General features: G+C 73.3%; 15 protein-coding genes. 13 read left to right on the top strand and 2 right to left on the bottom strand.

Annotated elements, in window-relative coordinates:
* Window positions 1-125 precede the first annotated feature (125 nt).
* From ACIQVT_RS05755 to ACIQVT_RS05730, 6 genes are all read left to right on the top strand, one after another.
* Window positions 126-1,169 carry an ABC transporter substrate-binding protein gene (locus tag ACIQVT_RS05755; protein WP_403748152.1) on the top strand — a complete coding sequence of 348 codons (1,044 nt, stop codon included), beginning with the start codon at window positions 126-128 and terminating at the stop codon, window positions 1,167-1,169.
* Complete coding sequence (locus tag ACIQVT_RS05750; protein ID WP_403748149.1) at window positions 1,166-2,014, top strand: ABC transporter permease; 849 nt, start codon at window positions 1,166-1,168, stop codon at window positions 2,012-2,014. Before ACIQVT_RS05755 ends, ACIQVT_RS05750 begins: the two co-directional genes overlap by 4 nt.
* Window positions 1,990-2,724, top strand: a complete 735-nt coding sequence (locus ACIQVT_RS05745) for an ABC transporter ATP-binding protein (protein ID WP_403748147.1) — start codon at window positions 1,990-1,992, stop codon at window positions 2,722-2,724. Before ACIQVT_RS05750 ends, ACIQVT_RS05745 begins: the two co-directional genes overlap by 25 nt.
* Complete coding sequence (locus tag ACIQVT_RS05740; RefSeq protein ID WP_403748144.1) at window positions 2,721-4,082, top strand: LLM class flavin-dependent oxidoreductase; 1,362 nt, start codon at window positions 2,721-2,723, stop codon at window positions 4,080-4,082. Before ACIQVT_RS05745 ends, ACIQVT_RS05740 begins: the two co-directional genes overlap by 4 nt.
* An 11-nt stretch (window positions 4,083-4,093) precedes the next feature.
* Complete coding sequence (locus tag ACIQVT_RS05735; protein ID WP_403748142.1) at window positions 4,094-4,984, top strand: TauD/TfdA dioxygenase family protein; 891 nt, start codon at window positions 4,094-4,096, stop codon at window positions 4,982-4,984.
* Between the two features lie 120 nt (window positions 4,985-5,104).
* Entirely contained in the window at window positions 5,105-6,490 is a 1,386-nt protein-coding gene (locus tag ACIQVT_RS05730; protein ID WP_403748139.1) for an amino acid permease, read from the top strand.
* A gap of 13 nt (window positions 6,491-6,503) precedes the next feature.
* Here ACIQVT_RS05730 and ACIQVT_RS05725 read toward each other — a convergent pair whose 3' ends face one another.
* Complete coding sequence (locus ACIQVT_RS05725; protein WP_403748135.1) at window positions 6,504-7,115, bottom strand: histidine phosphatase family protein; 612 nt, start codon at window positions 7,113-7,115, stop codon at window positions 6,504-6,506.
* 213 nt (window positions 7,116-7,328) lie between these two features.
* Entirely contained in the window at window positions 7,329-8,750 is a 1,422-nt protein-coding gene (locus tag ACIQVT_RS05720) for an FGGY-family carbohydrate kinase (RefSeq protein WP_403748133.1), read from the bottom strand.
* A gap of 180 nt (window positions 8,751-8,930) precedes the next feature.
* On the opposite strand from ACIQVT_RS05720, the gene ACIQVT_RS05715 reads away from it, so the two are divergent.
* From ACIQVT_RS05715 to ACIQVT_RS05685, 7 genes are read left to right on the top strand one after another with little or no spacing between them, the layout of a single operon-like run.
* On the top strand, window positions 8,931-10,355 hold the full coding sequence (locus tag ACIQVT_RS05715) for an extracellular solute-binding protein (RefSeq protein WP_403748130.1): 1,425 nt from the start codon (window positions 8,931-8,933) through the stop codon (window positions 10,353-10,355).
* Window positions 10,355-11,239: a carbohydrate ABC transporter permease gene (locus ACIQVT_RS05710; RefSeq protein WP_403748127.1), complete on the top strand. Its 885-nt coding sequence runs from the start codon at window positions 10,355-10,357 to the stop codon at window positions 11,237-11,239. The genes ACIQVT_RS05715 and ACIQVT_RS05710 overlap by 1 nt, the downstream gene beginning before the upstream one ends.
* Entirely contained in the window at window positions 11,236-12,060 is an 825-nt protein-coding gene (locus ACIQVT_RS05705; protein ID WP_403748123.1) for a carbohydrate ABC transporter permease, read from the top strand. Before ACIQVT_RS05710 ends, ACIQVT_RS05705 begins: the two co-directional genes overlap by 4 nt.
* Window positions 12,057-13,145, top strand: a complete 1,089-nt coding sequence (locus ACIQVT_RS05700) for an ABC transporter ATP-binding protein (protein ID WP_403748120.1) — start codon at window positions 12,057-12,059, stop codon at window positions 13,143-13,145. The genes ACIQVT_RS05705 and ACIQVT_RS05700 overlap by 4 nt, the downstream gene beginning before the upstream one ends.
* On the top strand, window positions 13,142-13,969 hold the full coding sequence (locus ACIQVT_RS05695; RefSeq protein ID WP_403748117.1) for a DeoR/GlpR family DNA-binding transcription regulator: 828 nt from the start codon (window positions 13,142-13,144) through the stop codon (window positions 13,967-13,969). The genes ACIQVT_RS05700 and ACIQVT_RS05695 overlap by 4 nt, the downstream gene beginning before the upstream one ends.
* Entirely contained in the window at window positions 13,947-15,020 is a 1,074-nt protein-coding gene (locus tag ACIQVT_RS05690) for an ABC transporter ATP-binding protein (RefSeq protein WP_403748114.1), read from the top strand. The genes ACIQVT_RS05695 and ACIQVT_RS05690 overlap by 23 nt, the downstream gene beginning before the upstream one ends.
* Window positions 15,017-16,042: a 2-hydroxyacid dehydrogenase gene (locus ACIQVT_RS05685; protein ID WP_403748112.1), complete on the top strand. Its 1,026-nt coding sequence runs from the start codon at window positions 15,017-15,019 to the stop codon at window positions 16,040-16,042. Before ACIQVT_RS05690 ends, ACIQVT_RS05685 begins: the two co-directional genes overlap by 4 nt.
* The last annotated feature ends 45 nt before the right edge of the window (window positions 16,043-16,087 follow it).

Raw genomic sequence — 16,087 nt, 5'->3', positions numbered from 1 at the left:
CCTTCTGTTGCTGACACGTTGCCGCGCATGAAGCGCGTGTTTCCGTTGCGTGAGTTCTTTTCTTCCGGCTTGCCCTCCCGGAATTCTTCCTGCCTTTCCTTTTTCCCCTCTCAGGGAGTGCTCCCATGCACCGTCGTGTCTTTCTCACCTCCCTGCTCGGCGCGTCCGCCGCCGTCGCGGGTCTCAGCGGCTGCGCCGACGGCGAGGCCACCGCCGCCACCCGGGGCGCGGCCACGAAGCCGCTCGCCCGCAAGGTTCCGGCCGGCACCAGCCTGAAGATCGCCTCGTACCAGAACGTGCAGCAGCTCCAGTTCCGGCTGGCGAAGCTGGCCCCGCTGCCGTTCACGGTGTCGAGCTGGGCGAACATCGGGGCGGGCCCGGACGTGATCAACGCCTTCCGCGCCCACTCCCTGGACGTCGCCGACAACGCGGGCATCCCGCCGATCCAGGCCCACTACCAGGGCTTCGACGCGAAGATCGTCGCGATCGGCATCACCCGCAGGCCCAACTACCTCTTCGCCACCAAGCCGGGCAGCGACGTCCGCACGGTGGCGGACTTCCGGGGCAAGCGGCTCGCCTTCTCCCAGGGGCAGGCGCAGGGCGTCGTACTGCTGCGGGCGCTGAAGCGGGCCGGCCTGAGTTACGACGACGTGAAACTGGTCCCGCTGACCAGCAACCAGTTCCTGACCGCCCTCCAGTCCGGCCAGGTCGACATCGCCCCGCTCGCCAACAACCAGGCGCCGGCGTACCTGAAGCAGTACGGGGGCGAGGGCGCCCGCGCCATCAGGACCGACGTCGTCGACCTGCTCAACCTGCTGTGGGCGCCGCAGTCGGTGCTGAACGATCCGGCGAAGGCCGCCGCGATCGCCGCCTACATCCCCGAGTGGGCCAAGGGCCAGGTGTGGCAGTACGAGCACCCGGACGTGTGGAACGAGGAGTTCTTCGTCAAGACGCAGAACCTCAGCCTCGACCAGGCCAAGTCGATCACCGCCCTCGCCAACAAGCCGCTCTTCCCGCCCAGCTGGGACGAGGCCGTGAAGTGGGAGCAGGAGACCGCCGACCTGCTCGCCGAGGGCGGGTTCGTGAAGAAGTTCGACGTGTCCTCCCTGTTCGACCACCGCTTCGAGTCCATCGCCGCCAAGGCCGTACCCGAGGAGTACCGGAGGTGACCGCCGTGACCACGACGACGACCGCGCCGCCGGCCGCCGCGACCGGGGAGCTCCCCCAGGTCCGCAGGCGCCGCCGCCTCTCCCCCGGCCGCCGGCTGCCCGCCGCCCGGCTGACCGGTCCGCTGGTGGTGCTCGCCCTGTGGGCCGGCGCCTCGGCCGCCGGGCAGCTCGACCCGGGCGCGATCCCCGCACCGTGGACCGTGCTGCGGACCGGCGCCCACCTGTGGACCGACGGGACGCTCCCCACCGATGTGCTGACCTCCCTGGAACGGGCCGCCTACGGCTTCGCGATCGGGCTGACCGCCGGGGTGCTGCTCGCCCTCGCCTCCGGGCTCAGCCGGACCGGGGAAGCGCTGATCGACGGCACCGTGCAGCTCAACCGGGCGATACCCACCCTCGGCCTGATCCCGCTGTTCATCCTCTGGCTGGGCATCGGGGAGACGTTCAAGATCGCCATCATCGCGATCGTCGTCTACGTGCCGATCTACCTCAACACGCACGCCGCGCTGTCCGGCATCGACAGCCGCTTCGTGGAACTCGCCGAGGTGCAGGGCCTCTCGCGGCTCGCCTTCGTCCGCCAGGTGGTCGTCCCCGGCGCGCTGCCCGGGTTCTTCGTGGGCCTCCGGCTCGGCGTGACCGGCTCCTGGCTGGGCCTGGTGGTGCTGGAGCAGATCAACGCCACCAGCGGGCTCGGCTACCTGATGTTCCAGGCGCAGAACTACGGCCAGACCGACGTCATCCTGGTCGGCCTGCTGATCTACGGCGTCTTCGGCCTCGTCTCCGACAGCGTGGTCCGTCTCATCGAACGGAGGGTGCTGTCGTGGCGCCGCACACTGAGCAACTGACCCGTCCCGCCGTCCAGCTGCGCGGCCTGACCCGGTCGTTCGAGGGCCGTACCGTCCTCGACGGCATCGACCTCGACCTGCCCGCCGGCCAGTTCACGGCCCTGCTCGGGCACAGCGGCTCCGGCAAGTCCACGCTGCTGCGGGCGGTGGCCGGCCTGGACCACGGGGTGACGGGCAGCGGGCAGCTCACCGCGCCGGAGCGGGTCTCGGTGGTGTTCCAGGACTCCCGGCTGCTGCCCTGGCGCCGGGTGCTGGACAACGTCCTGCTCGGCCTGGACGGCAAGGACGCCGCCGAACGCGGCCGGGCGGCGCTGGCGGAGGTCGGTCTCAAGGGCCGCGAGCGGGCCTGGCCGGGCCAGCTGTCCGGGGGTGAGGCGCAGCGCGCCGCGCTCGCCCGCTCCCTGGTCCGCGAGCCCGAACTGCTGCTCGCCGACGAGCCGTTCGGCGCCCTGGACGCGCTGACCCGGATCCGGATGCACCACCTGCTGCGCGAGCTGTGGAAGCGCCACCGGCCCTCCGTGCTGCTCGTCACCCACGACGTCGACGAGGCGATCGTGCTCGCCGACCGGGTCCTCGTCCTGGACGGGGGCCGGATCGGCCTCGACCTGACCATCGACCGTCCCCACCCGCGCTCCTACCGGGAGCCGGTGCTGGGCGAGTACCGGGAGCGGCTGCTGGCCGCCCTCGGTGTCACGGAGGACCACCAGTGACCACGCGACAGCTCCACCTCAACGCGTTCCTGATGAACACCGGCCACCACGAGGCGTCGTGGCGGCTGCCGGAGAGCGACCCGTACGCGCACGTCGACCTCGCCCACTACGTCAGGCTGGCGCGGATCGCCGAACGCGGCACTTTCGACTCCCTCTTCCTCGCCGACGGCCCCCAGCTGTGGAGCAACCTCGCCCAGCGGCCGGCCGGCGCCCTGGAACCGCTCACCCTGCTGACCGCGCTGGCGACGGCCACCGAGCACATCGGGCTGATCGCCACCGCCTCCACCTCCTACAACTCCCCCTACAACCTGGCCCGCAAGTTCGCCTCGCTGGACATCATCAGCGGCGGTCGGGCCGGCTGGAACATCGTCACCACCGCCGGCGCGGAGGCCGCCCGCAACTTCGGCCTGGAGCACGAGCCGGCGCACGCCGAGCGGTACGCGCGGGCCGCCGAGTTCCTCGACGTGGCCCTGAAGCTGTGGGACAGCTGGGAGGACGACGCGATCGTCGCCGACAAGACGGCCGGGGTGTGGGGCGACGACAGCCGCATCCACCCGCCCCGGCACCGGGGGACGTACTTCAGCGTGGCCGGCGCCCTCAACGTGCCGCGCTCCCCGCAGGGCTATCCGCTGCTGGTCCAGGCGGGCTCGTCCGAGGACGGCAAGGCGTTCGCCGCCCGGTACGCGGAAGCCGTGTTCACCGCGCAGCAGACCCTCGCCGACGCGCAGGCCTTCTACCGCGACCTCAAGACCCGCACCCGGCGGGCCGGGCGCGACCCCGAGCATGTCAAGGTGCTGCCCGGCATCGTCCCCGTCCTCGGGTCGACGGAGGCCGAGGCCCGGGCGAACGAGCAGGTCCTGGAGGACCACATCGTGTACGACCACGGTGTGGCCCGGCTGGAGAGCCTGCTCCAGCTGGAGCCCGGCACGCTCGAACCGGACGCCGAACTGCCCGCCGACCTGCCGCCCGAGTCGGCCGTCGAGGGCGCCAAGAGCCGCTACACGCTCGTCGTGGAGCTGGCCCGGCGCGAGCGGCTCACCGTCCGCCGGCTGATCGGCCGGCTCGGCGGCGGGCGCGGGCACCTCACCTTCGCCGGGACGCCCGAGCAGGTCGCCGACCAGATCGAGACGTGGTTCACCGAGGGCGCCGCCGACGGCTTCAACATCATGCCGGCCGTGCTGCCCTCCGGGCTGGAGGCGTTCGTCGAGCACGTCGTGCCGATCCTGCGCGCCCGCGGCCTGCTGCGCACCTCCTACGGCCCCCGGCAGACCCTGCGGCAGCGCTACGGCCTGCCCCGTCCCGCCAACCAGTACGTGACCGCCACCACCAGCGCCTCGCCCGCCCCCGCGCTCGTCTGAAAGGACCCGTCATGTCCCTCGAGATCACCAAGGTCACCGCGCGCATCGGCGCCCGGGTCACCGGCCTCGACATCACCCGGCCGCTCTCCGCGGAGCAGGTCACCGCCGTCCGCGAGGCCCTCAACACCCACAAGGCGCTGGTCTTCGACGCCGGGGACCTGGACGACGCGGGCCAACAGGCCTTCGCCCGCCACTTCGGCGACCTGACGAGCGCCCACCCGACGGTCGGCGCGGTCGACGGCGCCCCGAACGTGCTGCCCGTGGACAGCGAACGGGGCCGGGCCAACCACTGGCACACCGACGTCACGTTCGTGCTGAACCCGCCGCAGGCCAGCACCCTGCGCTCGATCACCGTCCCGCCGTACGGCGGCGAGACCCTGATCGCCGACGCGGCCGGCGCCTACCGGGACCTGCCCGAACCGCTGCGCCGCTTCGCCGACACCCTGTGGGCCGAGCACACCAACGACTACGACTACGCGGTGCCGGAGGAGGAGATCGACGAGGAGCGGGCCGCCCAGCGCGCCCAGTTCACCTCCATCCGGTACCGCACCGCCCACCCGGTGGTCCGCGTCCACCCGCTGACCGGGGAACGCGGGCTGTTCGTCGGCGGGTTCGCGCAGCGGATCGTGGGCCTGTCGGCCGGCGAGTCCCGCAAGGTCCTGGACCTGTTCCAGGCCTACGTCACGCGTCCGGAGAACGTGCTGCGCTGGCGCTGGTCGGAGCGGCAGCTGGTGCTGTTCGACAACCGCATCACCCAGCACTACGCCATCGACAACTACGACGGGCAGCCGCGCCGCCTGCACCGGGTGACCGTCGCCGGGGACATCCCGGTCGGCATCGAGGGCAAGGAGAGCTACTCCATCGAGGGCGACGCCTCCCACTACACGTCCGCGGCGGCGTAATCGATCGGACACACTGAGTCGCGTAACTGTCCGCATGCTGGGCAGGCCCTTCGCGTCGGCGGACGGGCCGCCCAGACTGGCGGGGTTTTTGTCCTTCCTTTACAAGGGAGAGCCGCGCCCATGCCCAGCAGCACGCCTACGAAGACGCCGCCGGACCAGCGAACGGACGGTTCCCTCTCCCACGGCCTCAAGCAGCGTCACCTGTCGATGATCGCCCTCGGCGGGGTCATCGGCGCCGGCCTGTTCGTCGGCTCCGGCGCGGGGATCGCCGCGGCCGGGCCGTCCATCGTGATCGCCTACGCCCTCTCCGGCCTGCTGGTGATGCTGGTCATGCGGATGCTCGGCGAGATGTCGGCCGCGTACCCGTCCTCGGGCTCCTTCTCCGCCCACGCCGAGCGGGCGATCGGCCCGTGGGCCGGGTTCGCCGCGGGCTGGTCGTTCTGGGTGCTGCTGTGCACGGCCGTCGGCCTGGAGGGCATCGGCGCCGCGCACATCGTGCAGGGCTGGCTGCCGGGCACCCCGCAGTGGGCCTGGGTCGCGCTGTTCATGGTGGTGTTCTGCGGGGCGAACCTGGCCGCCGTGAAGAACTTCGGCGAGTTCGAGTTCTGGTTCGCCGCGCTGAAGGTCGGCGCGATCAGCCTGTTCCTGATCCTCGGCGTGCTCGCCATCGCGGGCGTGCTGCCGGGCACGGACTCCCCCGGCACCTCGCACCTGTCCGACTTCCTGCCCCACGGCAACGAGGGCCTGCTGGTCGGCCTGCTCGCCTCGGTGTTCGCGTACGGCGGGCTGGAGACGGTCACCATCGCGGCGGCGGAGTCGGAGGACCCGGTGCGGGGCGTGGCGTCCGCCGTGCGCACGGCGATGTGGCGCATCGCCCTCTTCTACATCGGCTCCATGGCGGTCGTCGTCACCCTCGTCCCGTGGGACTCCAAGGAGGTCGTGGAGAAGGGCCCGTACGTCGCCACCCTCGACCACCTGGGCATCCCCGGCGCCGGCCAGCTGATGAACGTCGTCGTCCTCGTCGCGCTGCTGTCCGCGATGAACGCCAACATCTACGGCTCCTCGCGCATCGCCTACTCGCTGGTCGGGCGCGGCCAGGGACCGAAGGCGCTGGCGAAGCTCTCCGGCGGGGTCCCGCGGATCGCGGTGCTCACCTCCTGCGTCCTCGGTTTCGTCTGCGTGATGCTCAACTACTGGCGCCCGGACGACATCTTCCGCTGGTTGCTGAACATGATCGGCGCGGTCATCCTCGTCGTCTGGATCTTCATCGCGGTCTCCCAGCTGCTGCTGCGCCGCCGGATCGAGCGCGAGGCGCCGGATCGGCTGGTCGTGCGCATGTGGGCGTTCCCGTGGCTGACCTGGGCCGCGCTGGCCGGCATGGCCGCGATCTTCGTGCTGATGGCGCGGGAGCCGGACACCCGGGTGCAGCTGTACTCCACGGGCGCGATGACGCTGGTCCTGGCGGCGGCCGGTTACGCGCGGCAGCGGGTGCGCGCCCGGCGCTGAGCCGTCGCGCGGGTCAGGCGCAGGGCACGTTCAGCGAGAGCAGCGCGGTGCGGTCGCCGTCGACGTGGATCTCGGACACGGCGGCGTTGCGCAACCGCGGGAAGACCCTGCGGTACTCCCCCAGGGGGATGCCCAGCAGGGAGCACAGGACGAGCCGCAGCAGGGTGTTGTGGGCGACGACCAGGACCCGGCCGCCGGGGTGCGCGGCGGCGGCGCGGCGCAGGGCGGCGGTGCCGCGACCGGCGGCCGCGCGGGGGTCCTCGGCGCCGGGGAACGGGTGCGCCACCGGGTCCCGGCGGAACGCCTCCGCCGCCCGCGGGTCCTCGGCCGCGAACTCGGCGAGCGTGCGGCCCTCCACCACCCCGAAGTCGCACTCCCCGAGGTCCGGTTCGCGGTGCGGGGTGACACCCAGCGTCCGGCAGGCGGGGTCGGCGGTGGCGGTCGCCCGGGACAGCGGCGAGGTCCACACCGCGTCCACCGGGTGCGCGGCGGCCCACCGCCCCAGCGCCTCGGCCTGGGCACGGCCGGTGCCGGTGAGGGCCACGTCACTGACCCCGGCGTACCGGTTCTCGGCGTGCCAGACGGTCTCGCCGTGCCGGCAGAGCAGGAGCGTGGTGGGCGTCATGCCGACCAGTATCCCGGCCACACCCACCACCCCACCGCCCCGCCCGCCGGCTCCCCCGACCCGCCCGGCCGGCTGCTCCGCGGCCCGGCCGCCGGCTCCCCCGCCCTGCCCGCCGGCTCCCCCGCCCGGCCGGTCGGCTGAACCCGGCGGGCCGCTCTGCGGACCCCGGGTCATCCGCCGTTCCGGTGTCGCGGTCGTTCCGGTGGGCCGGTGTCATAGGCGGGACCTCGCGTGGGTGGCCAGGGGGTGGGGCAGCCAGCCTCGGGTCTCCAGTTCGGTGACCAGCCGGGCGTAGGGCTCGGTGAAGCGGTCGGTGCGGTCGGGGCGTGGTTCGACCGTGGTGCCCGGTCGCACCATGCGTTCCGCCGCCTCGGCGAGGGTCGGCGCCGCTCCCGTGCCGTACGCGGCCAGCGCCGCCATGCCGAGCGCGGGTTCGGTGCGGGCCGGTACCCGTACCGGCCGGCCCAGGACGTCGGCGCGCAACTGGGTCCAGTAGGCGCTGCGGGCGCCGCCGCCGGTGAGGGTGAGGGTGCCGTCCAGGGGGGCGCCCAGGTGGTCCAGGTGGTCCAGGCAGAGGCGTTCGGTGAAGGCGACGCCCTGGAGGAGGGCCGCCCACAGGTCGGCGTCCGACTCCGGGTCGCCGAGGAGCAGCGACGTGGCGTGCGGGGCGTCGAAGGGGAAGCGTTCGCCGGGCGAGACGAGGGGGTAGGCGACGGCACCCGAGGGCTCGAACGCGGCGGCGCGGGCGTCCAGCGCGGCGGGGTCGGCGGCCGGGAAGCGGGCGGTGAGGACGCCCGCGCCGACGCTGGAGGCGCCGCCGGGCAGCCAGGTGCCGTCGGGGCCGCGGTGGTTGTAGACGACGCCGGCCGGGTCGGAGACGGGTTCCGCCGCGGCGCCCTTGAGGACGAGGGTCGTGCCCAGCACCGAGTTCCAGGCGCCGGGGCGCAGCGCGCCGGCGGCGATCTGGGCGGCGCAGCCGTCGGTCATGCCGGCGATGACGGGCGTGCCGGCGGGGATGCCGGTGGCGTCGGCGGCGGCCGGGCCGACCTCGCCGAGCCGGGTGCCGGGGGGCACCACGGGCGGGAGGGTGCCCGGGGGCAGGCCGGTGAGGTCCGGCCAGGCGCCGCGCCGCAGGTCGTACGCGGTCTTCAGGGTGTGGCTGGAGTCGCTGGGCACCGGGTGGCCGACCAGCCGGGCCGTGATCACGTCCGGCTGGTGCGCGACCCGGCCGGGACCGTGCCGGGCGGCCAGCCAGCGGGCCTTGGGCAGCGCCCAGGTGTCCTGGACGGCGAGTCCGGCCGACCGCAGCCGGGCGCCCTCGGCCGCGGCCCGCCGGTCGTCGTACATCAGCGCGGGTCCCAGCGGGCGGCCCGCGTCGTCGGTGAGCAGCACGGTCCCGGACGTGCCGCACACCGCGACCCCGGCCACCGGCGTCCGTACCCCGTCGAACGCGGCTCGCGCGGCCGTGGCGACCGCCTCCCACCACTCCCCGGGGTCCTGTTCGTGCCGTGTCCCCTCGCGGCGGCCCCGCACGAGCGGCGCGGAACCGCCGCCGAGCACCCGGCCGTCGGCGGTCACGAGCAGGGCCCGTACGCCCTGGGTACCGAGGTCGATCCCGAGCCACGCCAACGCCATGCCCGCCTCCCGCACTTAGCGACCGGCCGTGTGAACTTCCCACGCTCCTTCGAGATTTCCCCCTGTTCTCACCGTGCGCAAGGGATTGACGACCTTCCGTCCCCGTTACACGCTCTGTTGTCGAGCCGACTCGCACGGTTGACCGCCCGACCCCACCGCCCCCACCGACGGAGGTCCCGGATGGACAGGCACGTGCACGACCGCCGACGTTTCCTCGCGCTGACCGGCACCCTCGCCGCGGCCCCGCTGCTCGCCGCCTGCGGCACCGGGTTCGGCGACGGCGAGCGGGACGAGGGCGGCGGTTCGGCCGCGGACGACGTCACCGGGCCGTTCGACTGGAGACGGGAGAAGGGCACCACCGTCCGGGCGCTGCTGAACAAGCACCCCTACACGGACGCCCTGATCGCCGACCTGAGGTCGTTCACCGAGAAGACCGGCGTCGAGGTGACGTACGACGTCTTCCCCGAGGACAACTACTTCGACAAGCTCACCGTCGACCTGTCCAGCGGGCGCGCCTCCTACGACGTGTTCATGCTCGGCGCCTACATGGTGTGGCAGTACGGGCCGCCGGGCTGGCTGGAGGACCTGGGCCCGTGGATGCGCAACTCCTCGGCGACCGACGCCGCATGGGACGAGTCCGACTTCTTCCCCCAGCTCCTGCGGTCCGGCCGGTGGTCGCTGCGGGCGGGCGAGCCGCTCGGCCGGGGCGGCCAGTACGCGCTGCCGTGGGGGTGGGAGACCAACGTGGTCGCCTACCACACCGGGGTCTTCCGCGCGCTGGGACTCAGACCGGCCGAGACCTTCGAGGAACTGCGCGAACTGGCCGCGGTGATCAAGCGGAAGGCGCCCGGCGCCGGGTACGACGGGATGTACGGCATCGCGGTGCGCGGGTCGCGGAGCTGGGCCACCATCCACCCCGGGTTCATGACCATGTACGCCCGCCACGGCCTGCGCGACTTCACCGTCGAGGGCGGCAGGCTCACGCCCGCCATGAACTCCGACCGGGCCGTGGCCTTCACGGCGGACTGGGCGGACATGGTGCGCCGGGGCGGGCCGCCGTCCTGGACGTCGTACACCTGGTACCAGTGCTCCAGCGACCTCGGGGCGCAGAAGGCCGGGATGCTGTTCGACGCCGACACGGCCGCCTACTTCCAGGCCGTGCGGGGGGCGAGCCCCGCCTCCGGGAAGATCGCCTTCCACCCGGGGCCGAAGGGGCCGGACGGCTCGCTCGCCACCAACATGTGGGTGTGGTCGCTCGGCATGAACGCCCGGAGCCGGCGCAAGAGCGCCGCCTGGCTGTTCCTCCAGTGGGCCACGGGCCGGGAACACCTGCGCCGGGCCGCCCTGACCGGCCACCACATCGACCCGGTGCGCAGGTCGGTCAGCCAGGACGGCGCCTACAAGGACCGGATGCGGCACCTGCCCGGCTTCCTGGACACCTTCGAGACGGTCGCCGACCGGACCCGCATCCAGTTCACCCCGCAGGCGCAGTTCTTCGACACGACCACCAGCTGGGCGGCGGCCCTCCAGGAGATCTACGGCGGGAAGGGCGCCCGGTCCGCGCTGGACGGGCTGGCCGGCGACCTGAAGGCGAAGGCCGGCTGATGCGGCGGCGCACCGCGCTGCGGCCTTACCTGCTGCTCCTGCCGGCGCTGCTGCTGACCTGCGGCATCCTGTACCCGTTCGGGCTCGGCCTGTACTACACCCTGTTCGACTTCTCGGCGGCGAAACCGCGGCCGGACCTGGTGCGGCTGCACAACTACGGGACGCTCCTCACTCAGGACGCCTTCTGGAACTCGGCCTGGGTGACCGTGCTGTACGCGGTCGGCGCGGCCGGCGCGGAGACGGTGCTCGGAGTGGGTGTCGCCCTGCTGCTGCACCGCTCCTCGCCGGTGGGCCGGGTCCTGGAGAAGATCCTGATCCTGCCGCTGATGATCGCGCCGGTGATCGCGGCGATCATCTGGAAGCTGATGCTCCAGCCGTCCGTGGGGGTGGTCAACCACCTGCTGCGGCCGTTCGGCCTGGGCGGGGTGCAGTGGACGGACACGCCGGCGGGGGCGCTGCTGTCGTCGATCGCCGTGGACGTGTGGGTGTACACCCCGTTCGTGGCGGTCCTGGCGCTGGCGGGGCTGCGGTCGCTGCCCGGTTCCCCGTTCGAGGCGGCCGCGGTGGACGGGGCCGGGTGGTGGTACACCCTGCGGCGGCTGACCCTGCCGATGCTGTGGCCGTACGTGCTGGTCGCGGTGATCTTCAGGTTCATGGACTCGCTGAAGGTCTTCGACATCATCTACGCCCTCACCGAGGGCGGCCCCGGGGACTCCACCATGGTGCTCCAGATCCGGGCCTACCTGGAGGCGATCCGGTTCCAGCGGTACTCGTTCGGCATCAGCTACACGATCGTGCTGTGGGCGGTGGTGTACCTGGCGGCGACGGTGCTGGTGCGGCGGCTCGGGCGGATCCAGCGCGGGGCGGCGGAGGTGCCGGTGTGAGAAGACGCCTGCCGGGGTGGCTCGCGGACGCCGCCCTCATCCTCTACTTCGTCTTCGCGCTGTTCCCGGTCGCCTGGATGGTGGTGCTGTCCCTGAAACCGGCCGACCAGTTGTTCAGCACCTACTTCTCCTTCACGCCCACCCTGGAGTCGTACCGGACGGTGCTGGGCGACAGCGAGGGCATCCCCTTCACCCGGTTCTTCGTCAACAGCCTGGTGGTGTCGGTGGGCGCGGTCGCGCTGTCGCTGGTGGTCGGGCTGCCGGCCGCCTACGCCTCGGCGCGCTGGCGGTTCAGGGGCTCGGAGCACCTGATGTTCACGCTGCTGTCGTTCCGCTTCGCCCCCGAGCTCACCGTCATCATTCCCCTGTTCGTGCTGTACCAGAAGCTGGGGCTGTTCGACACGTACGTCGGCATGGTGTGGGTGCTCCAGCTGGTCACGCTGCCGCTGGTGGTGTGGATCATGCGGTCGTACTTCGCCGACCTGACCCCGGAGCTGGAGCAGGCGGCCCTGCTGGACGGGTACACGCGCCGCCAGGCGTTCCTGCGGGTCGCGCTGCCGCTGGTCAGGCCGGGCGTCGCCGCGGTGTCGCTGCTGGCGTTCATCTTCGCCTGGAACAACTTCGTCTTCCCGCTGATCCTCACCTCGCACGAGGCGCAGACGGTGACCGTGGGCGCGCTGTCCTTCCTCGGCGGCGACCGCCCCCGCTACAACCTCACGGCCGCCGCCGCCCTCGTCTCCGTCGTCCCGCCGCTGCTGCTGGCGCTGACCATCCAGCGCTACCTGGTGCGCGGGCTGTCCTTCGGGGCGGTGAAGTCGTGAGCATCACGCTGCGCGGCGTACGCAAGACCTACGGCCGGACCACCGCCCTGGACGGTCTCGGTCTCGACGTGCGGGAGGGCGAGTTCTTCTGCCTGCTCGGGCCGTCGGGGGCCGGTAAGACGACCACCCTGAAGACGGTGGCCGGGCTGGAGCGGCCGGACGCCGGCACGGTCGAGATCGGTGGCCGGGACATGCGGGACGTGGAGCCGTACGACCGGGGCGTGGCCATGTGCTTCGAGAGCTACGCCCTGTACCCGCACCGGTCCGTGTACGACAACCTGGTCTCGCCGCTGCGCTCCCCGCGCCACCGGCTGCCGGCCGCCGAGGCCCGCGACCGGGTCGGTGCCGTCGCCGAACTGCTCGGCATCAGCGGCCTGCTGGACCGTTCGCCCGGACAGCTGTCCAACGGGCAGCGGCAGCGGGTCGCGCTCGGCCGGGTGCTGGTCCGCCCGGCCCGCGCGTTCCTGCTGGACGAGCCGCTGTCCCACCTGGACGCCAAGCTGCGTCAGCGGATGCGGGCGGAGCTGAAGGCGCTCGGCGCCGTGCGGCGCACCACCACCCTGTACGTCACCCACGACTCGGTGGAGGCGCTGGCGCTGGGCGACCGGATCGGGGTCATCCGCGACGGCCGGATCGTGCAGAGCGGCACCCGGGAGGACATCTGGTACCGGCCGCGGGACACCGAGGTCGCGCGGGCCTTCGGCCGGCCCCGGATCAATCTGCTGCCGGGAGTGGTCACCGGGGCCGGGGAGTTCCGGTCGGCCGACGGGGCGCTGACCCTGCCGCTGCCGGTGCGGGTCGCGGCCGGCACCGAGGTGCTGGTCGGGGTGCGGCCCCGGGACGTGTCGCTGACCGGCGGCGGCCACCCGATCGCCGGGACCGTGTACGTCACCGAGGTGCTCGGCCGGTCCGTGGAGGTGACCGTGCGGATCGGCGGCCTCGGCCTGTCGTTCGTCGCGGCGCGGGGCGAGGCGGCCGGGCTGCGTCCCGACGACCCGGTCCGCGCCGTCGTCCGCCCGGCGGACCTGCTGGTGTTCGAGGCCGACCGGCCGGGGTGCCCGGGACGACGACTGGAGGGCGGATGAGCGGCACCGGTGCGCGGCGGGGACCCGCGGCCCGGCAGGCCGCCCTGGCCGGACACGTCCTCGCCGAGGGTTCGGCGTCCGCGGCCGACCTGGCCGAACGGTTCGGGGTGAGTCTGATGACCATCCACCGTGACCTCGACGAACTCGAACGGCAGGGCATCGTACGGAAGTTCCGCGGCGGGGTGACCGCGCAGCCCTCCGGGGTGTTCGAGTCGAACGTGCAGTACCGGCTGAAGACGATGCGGGCGCAGAAGGCCGCGCTCGCCCGGCACGCGCTGCGGCACGTCGAGCCCGGCATGGCGGTCCTGCTCGACGACTCCACCACCACCCTGGAGCTGGCCCGGCTGCTGCGGTCCGGGGAGATCACGCCGCTGACGGTCGTCACCAACTTCCTGGAGGCCGTCAACCTGCTCGCCGGCCGGCGGGGCATCCACCTGGTGGCGCTCGGCGGCGACTACGACCGGCTGCACGCGTCGTTCCTCGGGGTGTCCTGCGTGGACGCGGTGCGGCAGTTGCGCGTCGACGTCGGGTTCGTGTCCACCTCCGGTGTGCACCGCGGCCACGCCTACCACCAGGAGCAGCACATCGTCTCCGTGAAGCGGGCCATGCTCGACTCGGCGGCCCGCACCCTGCTGCTCGCCGACCACACCAAGCTGGGCCGGGTCGCCCTGCACCGGGTCGCCCCGCTGTCCCGTTTCGACCTGCTCCTGGTGGACGACGGCGCCACCCCCGAGGCACTGCGCGACCTGGCCGAGCACGACGTGCGCTACGAGGTGTGCCCCACCGGCCCGAGGGAGGGCGATGACCGCGCTGGAACTGCGTGAGCTGCGCAAGACCTACCGGCCGCGGGGCCGCCCCCCGGTGGAGGCGGTCCGGGGCATCGGCCTGCGCCTGGACTCCGGGGAACTCCTCGGCCTGCTGGGCCCGTCGGGCTGCGGCAAGTCCACCACGCTGCGGATGATCGCCGGCCTGGAGACGGTGACCGGCGGTGACATCCTGGTCGGCGGCGCCTCGGTGACGGACCGGCCGGCGCGGCGGCGCAACATCGGGGTCGCCTTCGAGAACTACGCCCTGTACCCGCCGCTCACCGTCGCGGAGAACCTGGCCTTCGGGCTGCGGGCGCGCCGCGGGAGCGACCGGGCCGCCGTGCGGCGCCGGGTCGCCCGGATCGCCGAACGGGTCGGCCTCACCGACGTCCTGGACGCCCGCCCGGCCGGCCTGTCCAGCGGGCAGAAGCAGCGGGTGTCCCTGGCCCGCGCGCTGATCCGGGAACCGGACGTCCTCCTGCTGGACGAGCCGCTGTCCCACCTGGACGCCGCCCAGCGCGACACCACCCGCCGCGAACTCAAGCGCATCCAGCGGGACCTGGGCCACACCACGATCCTCGTCACCCACGACCAGGAGGAGGCGCTGTCCCTGGCCGACCGGATCGCGGTCATGCGGGACGGCGTCGTCCAGCAGGTCGGCACCCCGTACGAGATCTACGACCGTCCCGCCACCACCTTCGTGGCGGACTTCGTCGGCGAACCGGCGATCAACCTGCTGCCCGGCGTCGCCGGCGCCGACGGACACGCGCGGCTGTCCGACGGGGTGCGGATACCGCTGCCGGTCCCGGTGCCGGCGGGCCGGCCCGTGGTGATCGGCGTCCGCCCCGAGGACCTGGCCCTGACCGGCGCCGACGGTGTCCCCGCCCGGGTCGTGGCCCACGAACCCCTGCTGGAGTCCGGCATCGCCACCCTCGCCCTCGCCGGGGTGGAACGGCACCTGGTGGTCCTCACCGGCCCCGGGGTGCGCCTCGCCCACGACGAGCGGGTCCGGGTGGCGGCCGGACTCGTCCATGTCTTCGACGCCGAGACGGGAGACTCCCTGCGATGACCTCCGGTGCTGTACGCGTGGTGGCCGCCGGCGACCACTTCGTCCTGCCGTCCCTGATCACCCGCGCCCTGGTGGAGGAGACCGACTGCGAGACGCGGGAGCTGACGCTCGGCTGGCCGCTGGAGCCGTTCGGGCCGGTCGCCGAGGTGAGCGAGGCCAGTGACGCCGAGGAGGAGCTGATCGGCGCGCTCGCCGGCGCGCAGGTCCTGGTGACCCAGATGGGACCGGTCACCGAACGGGTCCTGGCGGCCCGCCCGGAGCTGCGGCTGGTCGTGGTCTGCCGCGGCGGACCGGTGAACGTCAACCTGGACGCGGCCCGGCGGCACGGGGTGCGGGTGTGCTTCGCGCCCGGCCGCAACGCCGCTGCCACCGCCGAGTTCACCGTGGGGCTGCTGCTCGCCGCCCTGCGCCGCGTACCGCAGGCCCACGACCTGCTGGCCCGCCAGGGAAGCTGGGCGGGCGCGACGTACTACACCTACGAGCACAGCGGCATGGAGCTGGAGGACCTGCCCGTCGGACTCGTCGGCTACGGCGCGGTCGGCAGCCGGGTCGCCCGGGTGCTGTGCGCGTTCGGGGCGCGGGTGATGGTGTACGACCCGTACGTGCGCGGCGAGGTGCACGGGCTGCGGACGACGTCCCTGGACGACCTGCTGCGCCGCTCGACGGTGATCAGCCTGCACGCTCGGCTCACCGAGGAGACCCGCGGGCTGATCGGCGCCCGCGAGCTGGCGCTGCTGCCGCCGGGCGCGGTGGTGGTCAACGCGGCCCGGGGCCCGCTGCTGGACGAGGAGGCGCTGTGCGACGCGCTGGACGAGGGGCGGCTGTCGGCGGCGGCCCTGGACACCTTCGCCCGCGAACCGCTCCCGCCCGGGTCGCGGCTGCGCCGGCTCGCCGACCGGGTGGTGCTCACCCCGCACCTGGGCGGGGCGAGCCGGGCGGTGGCCGAGAAGGCGGCGCGGATCGCGGCGGCCGAGGTGGGCCGCTGGGTGCGCGGGGAGCCGCTCGCGCACTGCCTGACCTGAACGGACCCGGCGGCGGGGACCGCCCGAGGGATGAGGGGTGAGGGT

Source organism: Streptomyces sp. NPDC100445, from assembly GCF_044759735.1.
GTDB lineage: Bacteria > Actinomycetota > Actinomycetes > Streptomycetales > Streptomycetaceae > Streptomyces.
Note: the sequence above shows the minus strand (reverse complement) of the source record. Positions and strands in the feature narration are given on the sequence as shown.

Coding starts and splice junctions, on each gene's coding strand:
- ACIQVT_RS05755 (WP_403748152.1), top strand. CDS start 126: ATGCACCGTCGTGTCTTTCTCACCTCCCTGCTCGGCGCGTCCGCCGCC.
- ACIQVT_RS05735 (WP_403748142.1), top strand. CDS start 4,094: ATGTCCCTCGAGATCACCAAGGTCACCGCGCGCATCGGCGCCCGGGTC.
- ACIQVT_RS05730 (WP_403748139.1), top strand. CDS start 5,105: ATGCCCAGCAGCACGCCTACGAAGACGCCGCCGGACCAGCGAACGGAC.
- ACIQVT_RS05725 (WP_403748135.1), bottom strand. CDS start 7,115: ATGACGCCCACCACGCTCCTGCTCTGCCGGCACGGCGAGACCGTCTGG.
- ACIQVT_RS05720 (WP_403748133.1), bottom strand. CDS start 8,750: ATGGCGTTGGCGTGGCTCGGGATCGACCTCGGTACCCAGGGCGTACGG.
- ACIQVT_RS05715 (WP_403748130.1), top strand. CDS start 8,931: ATGGACAGGCACGTGCACGACCGCCGACGTTTCCTCGCGCTGACCGGC.
- ACIQVT_RS05710 (WP_403748127.1), top strand. CDS start 10,355: ATGCGGCGGCGCACCGCGCTGCGGCCTTACCTGCTGCTCCTGCCGGCG.
- ACIQVT_RS05695 (WP_403748117.1), top strand. CDS start 13,142: ATGAGCGGCACCGGTGCGCGGCGGGGACCCGCGGCCCGGCAGGCCGCC.
- ACIQVT_RS05690 (WP_403748114.1), top strand. CDS start 13,947: ATGACCGCGCTGGAACTGCGTGAGCTGCGCAAGACCTACCGGCCGCGG.
- ACIQVT_RS05685 (WP_403748112.1), top strand. CDS start 15,017: ATGACCTCCGGTGCTGTACGCGTGGTGGCCGCCGGCGACCACTTCGTC.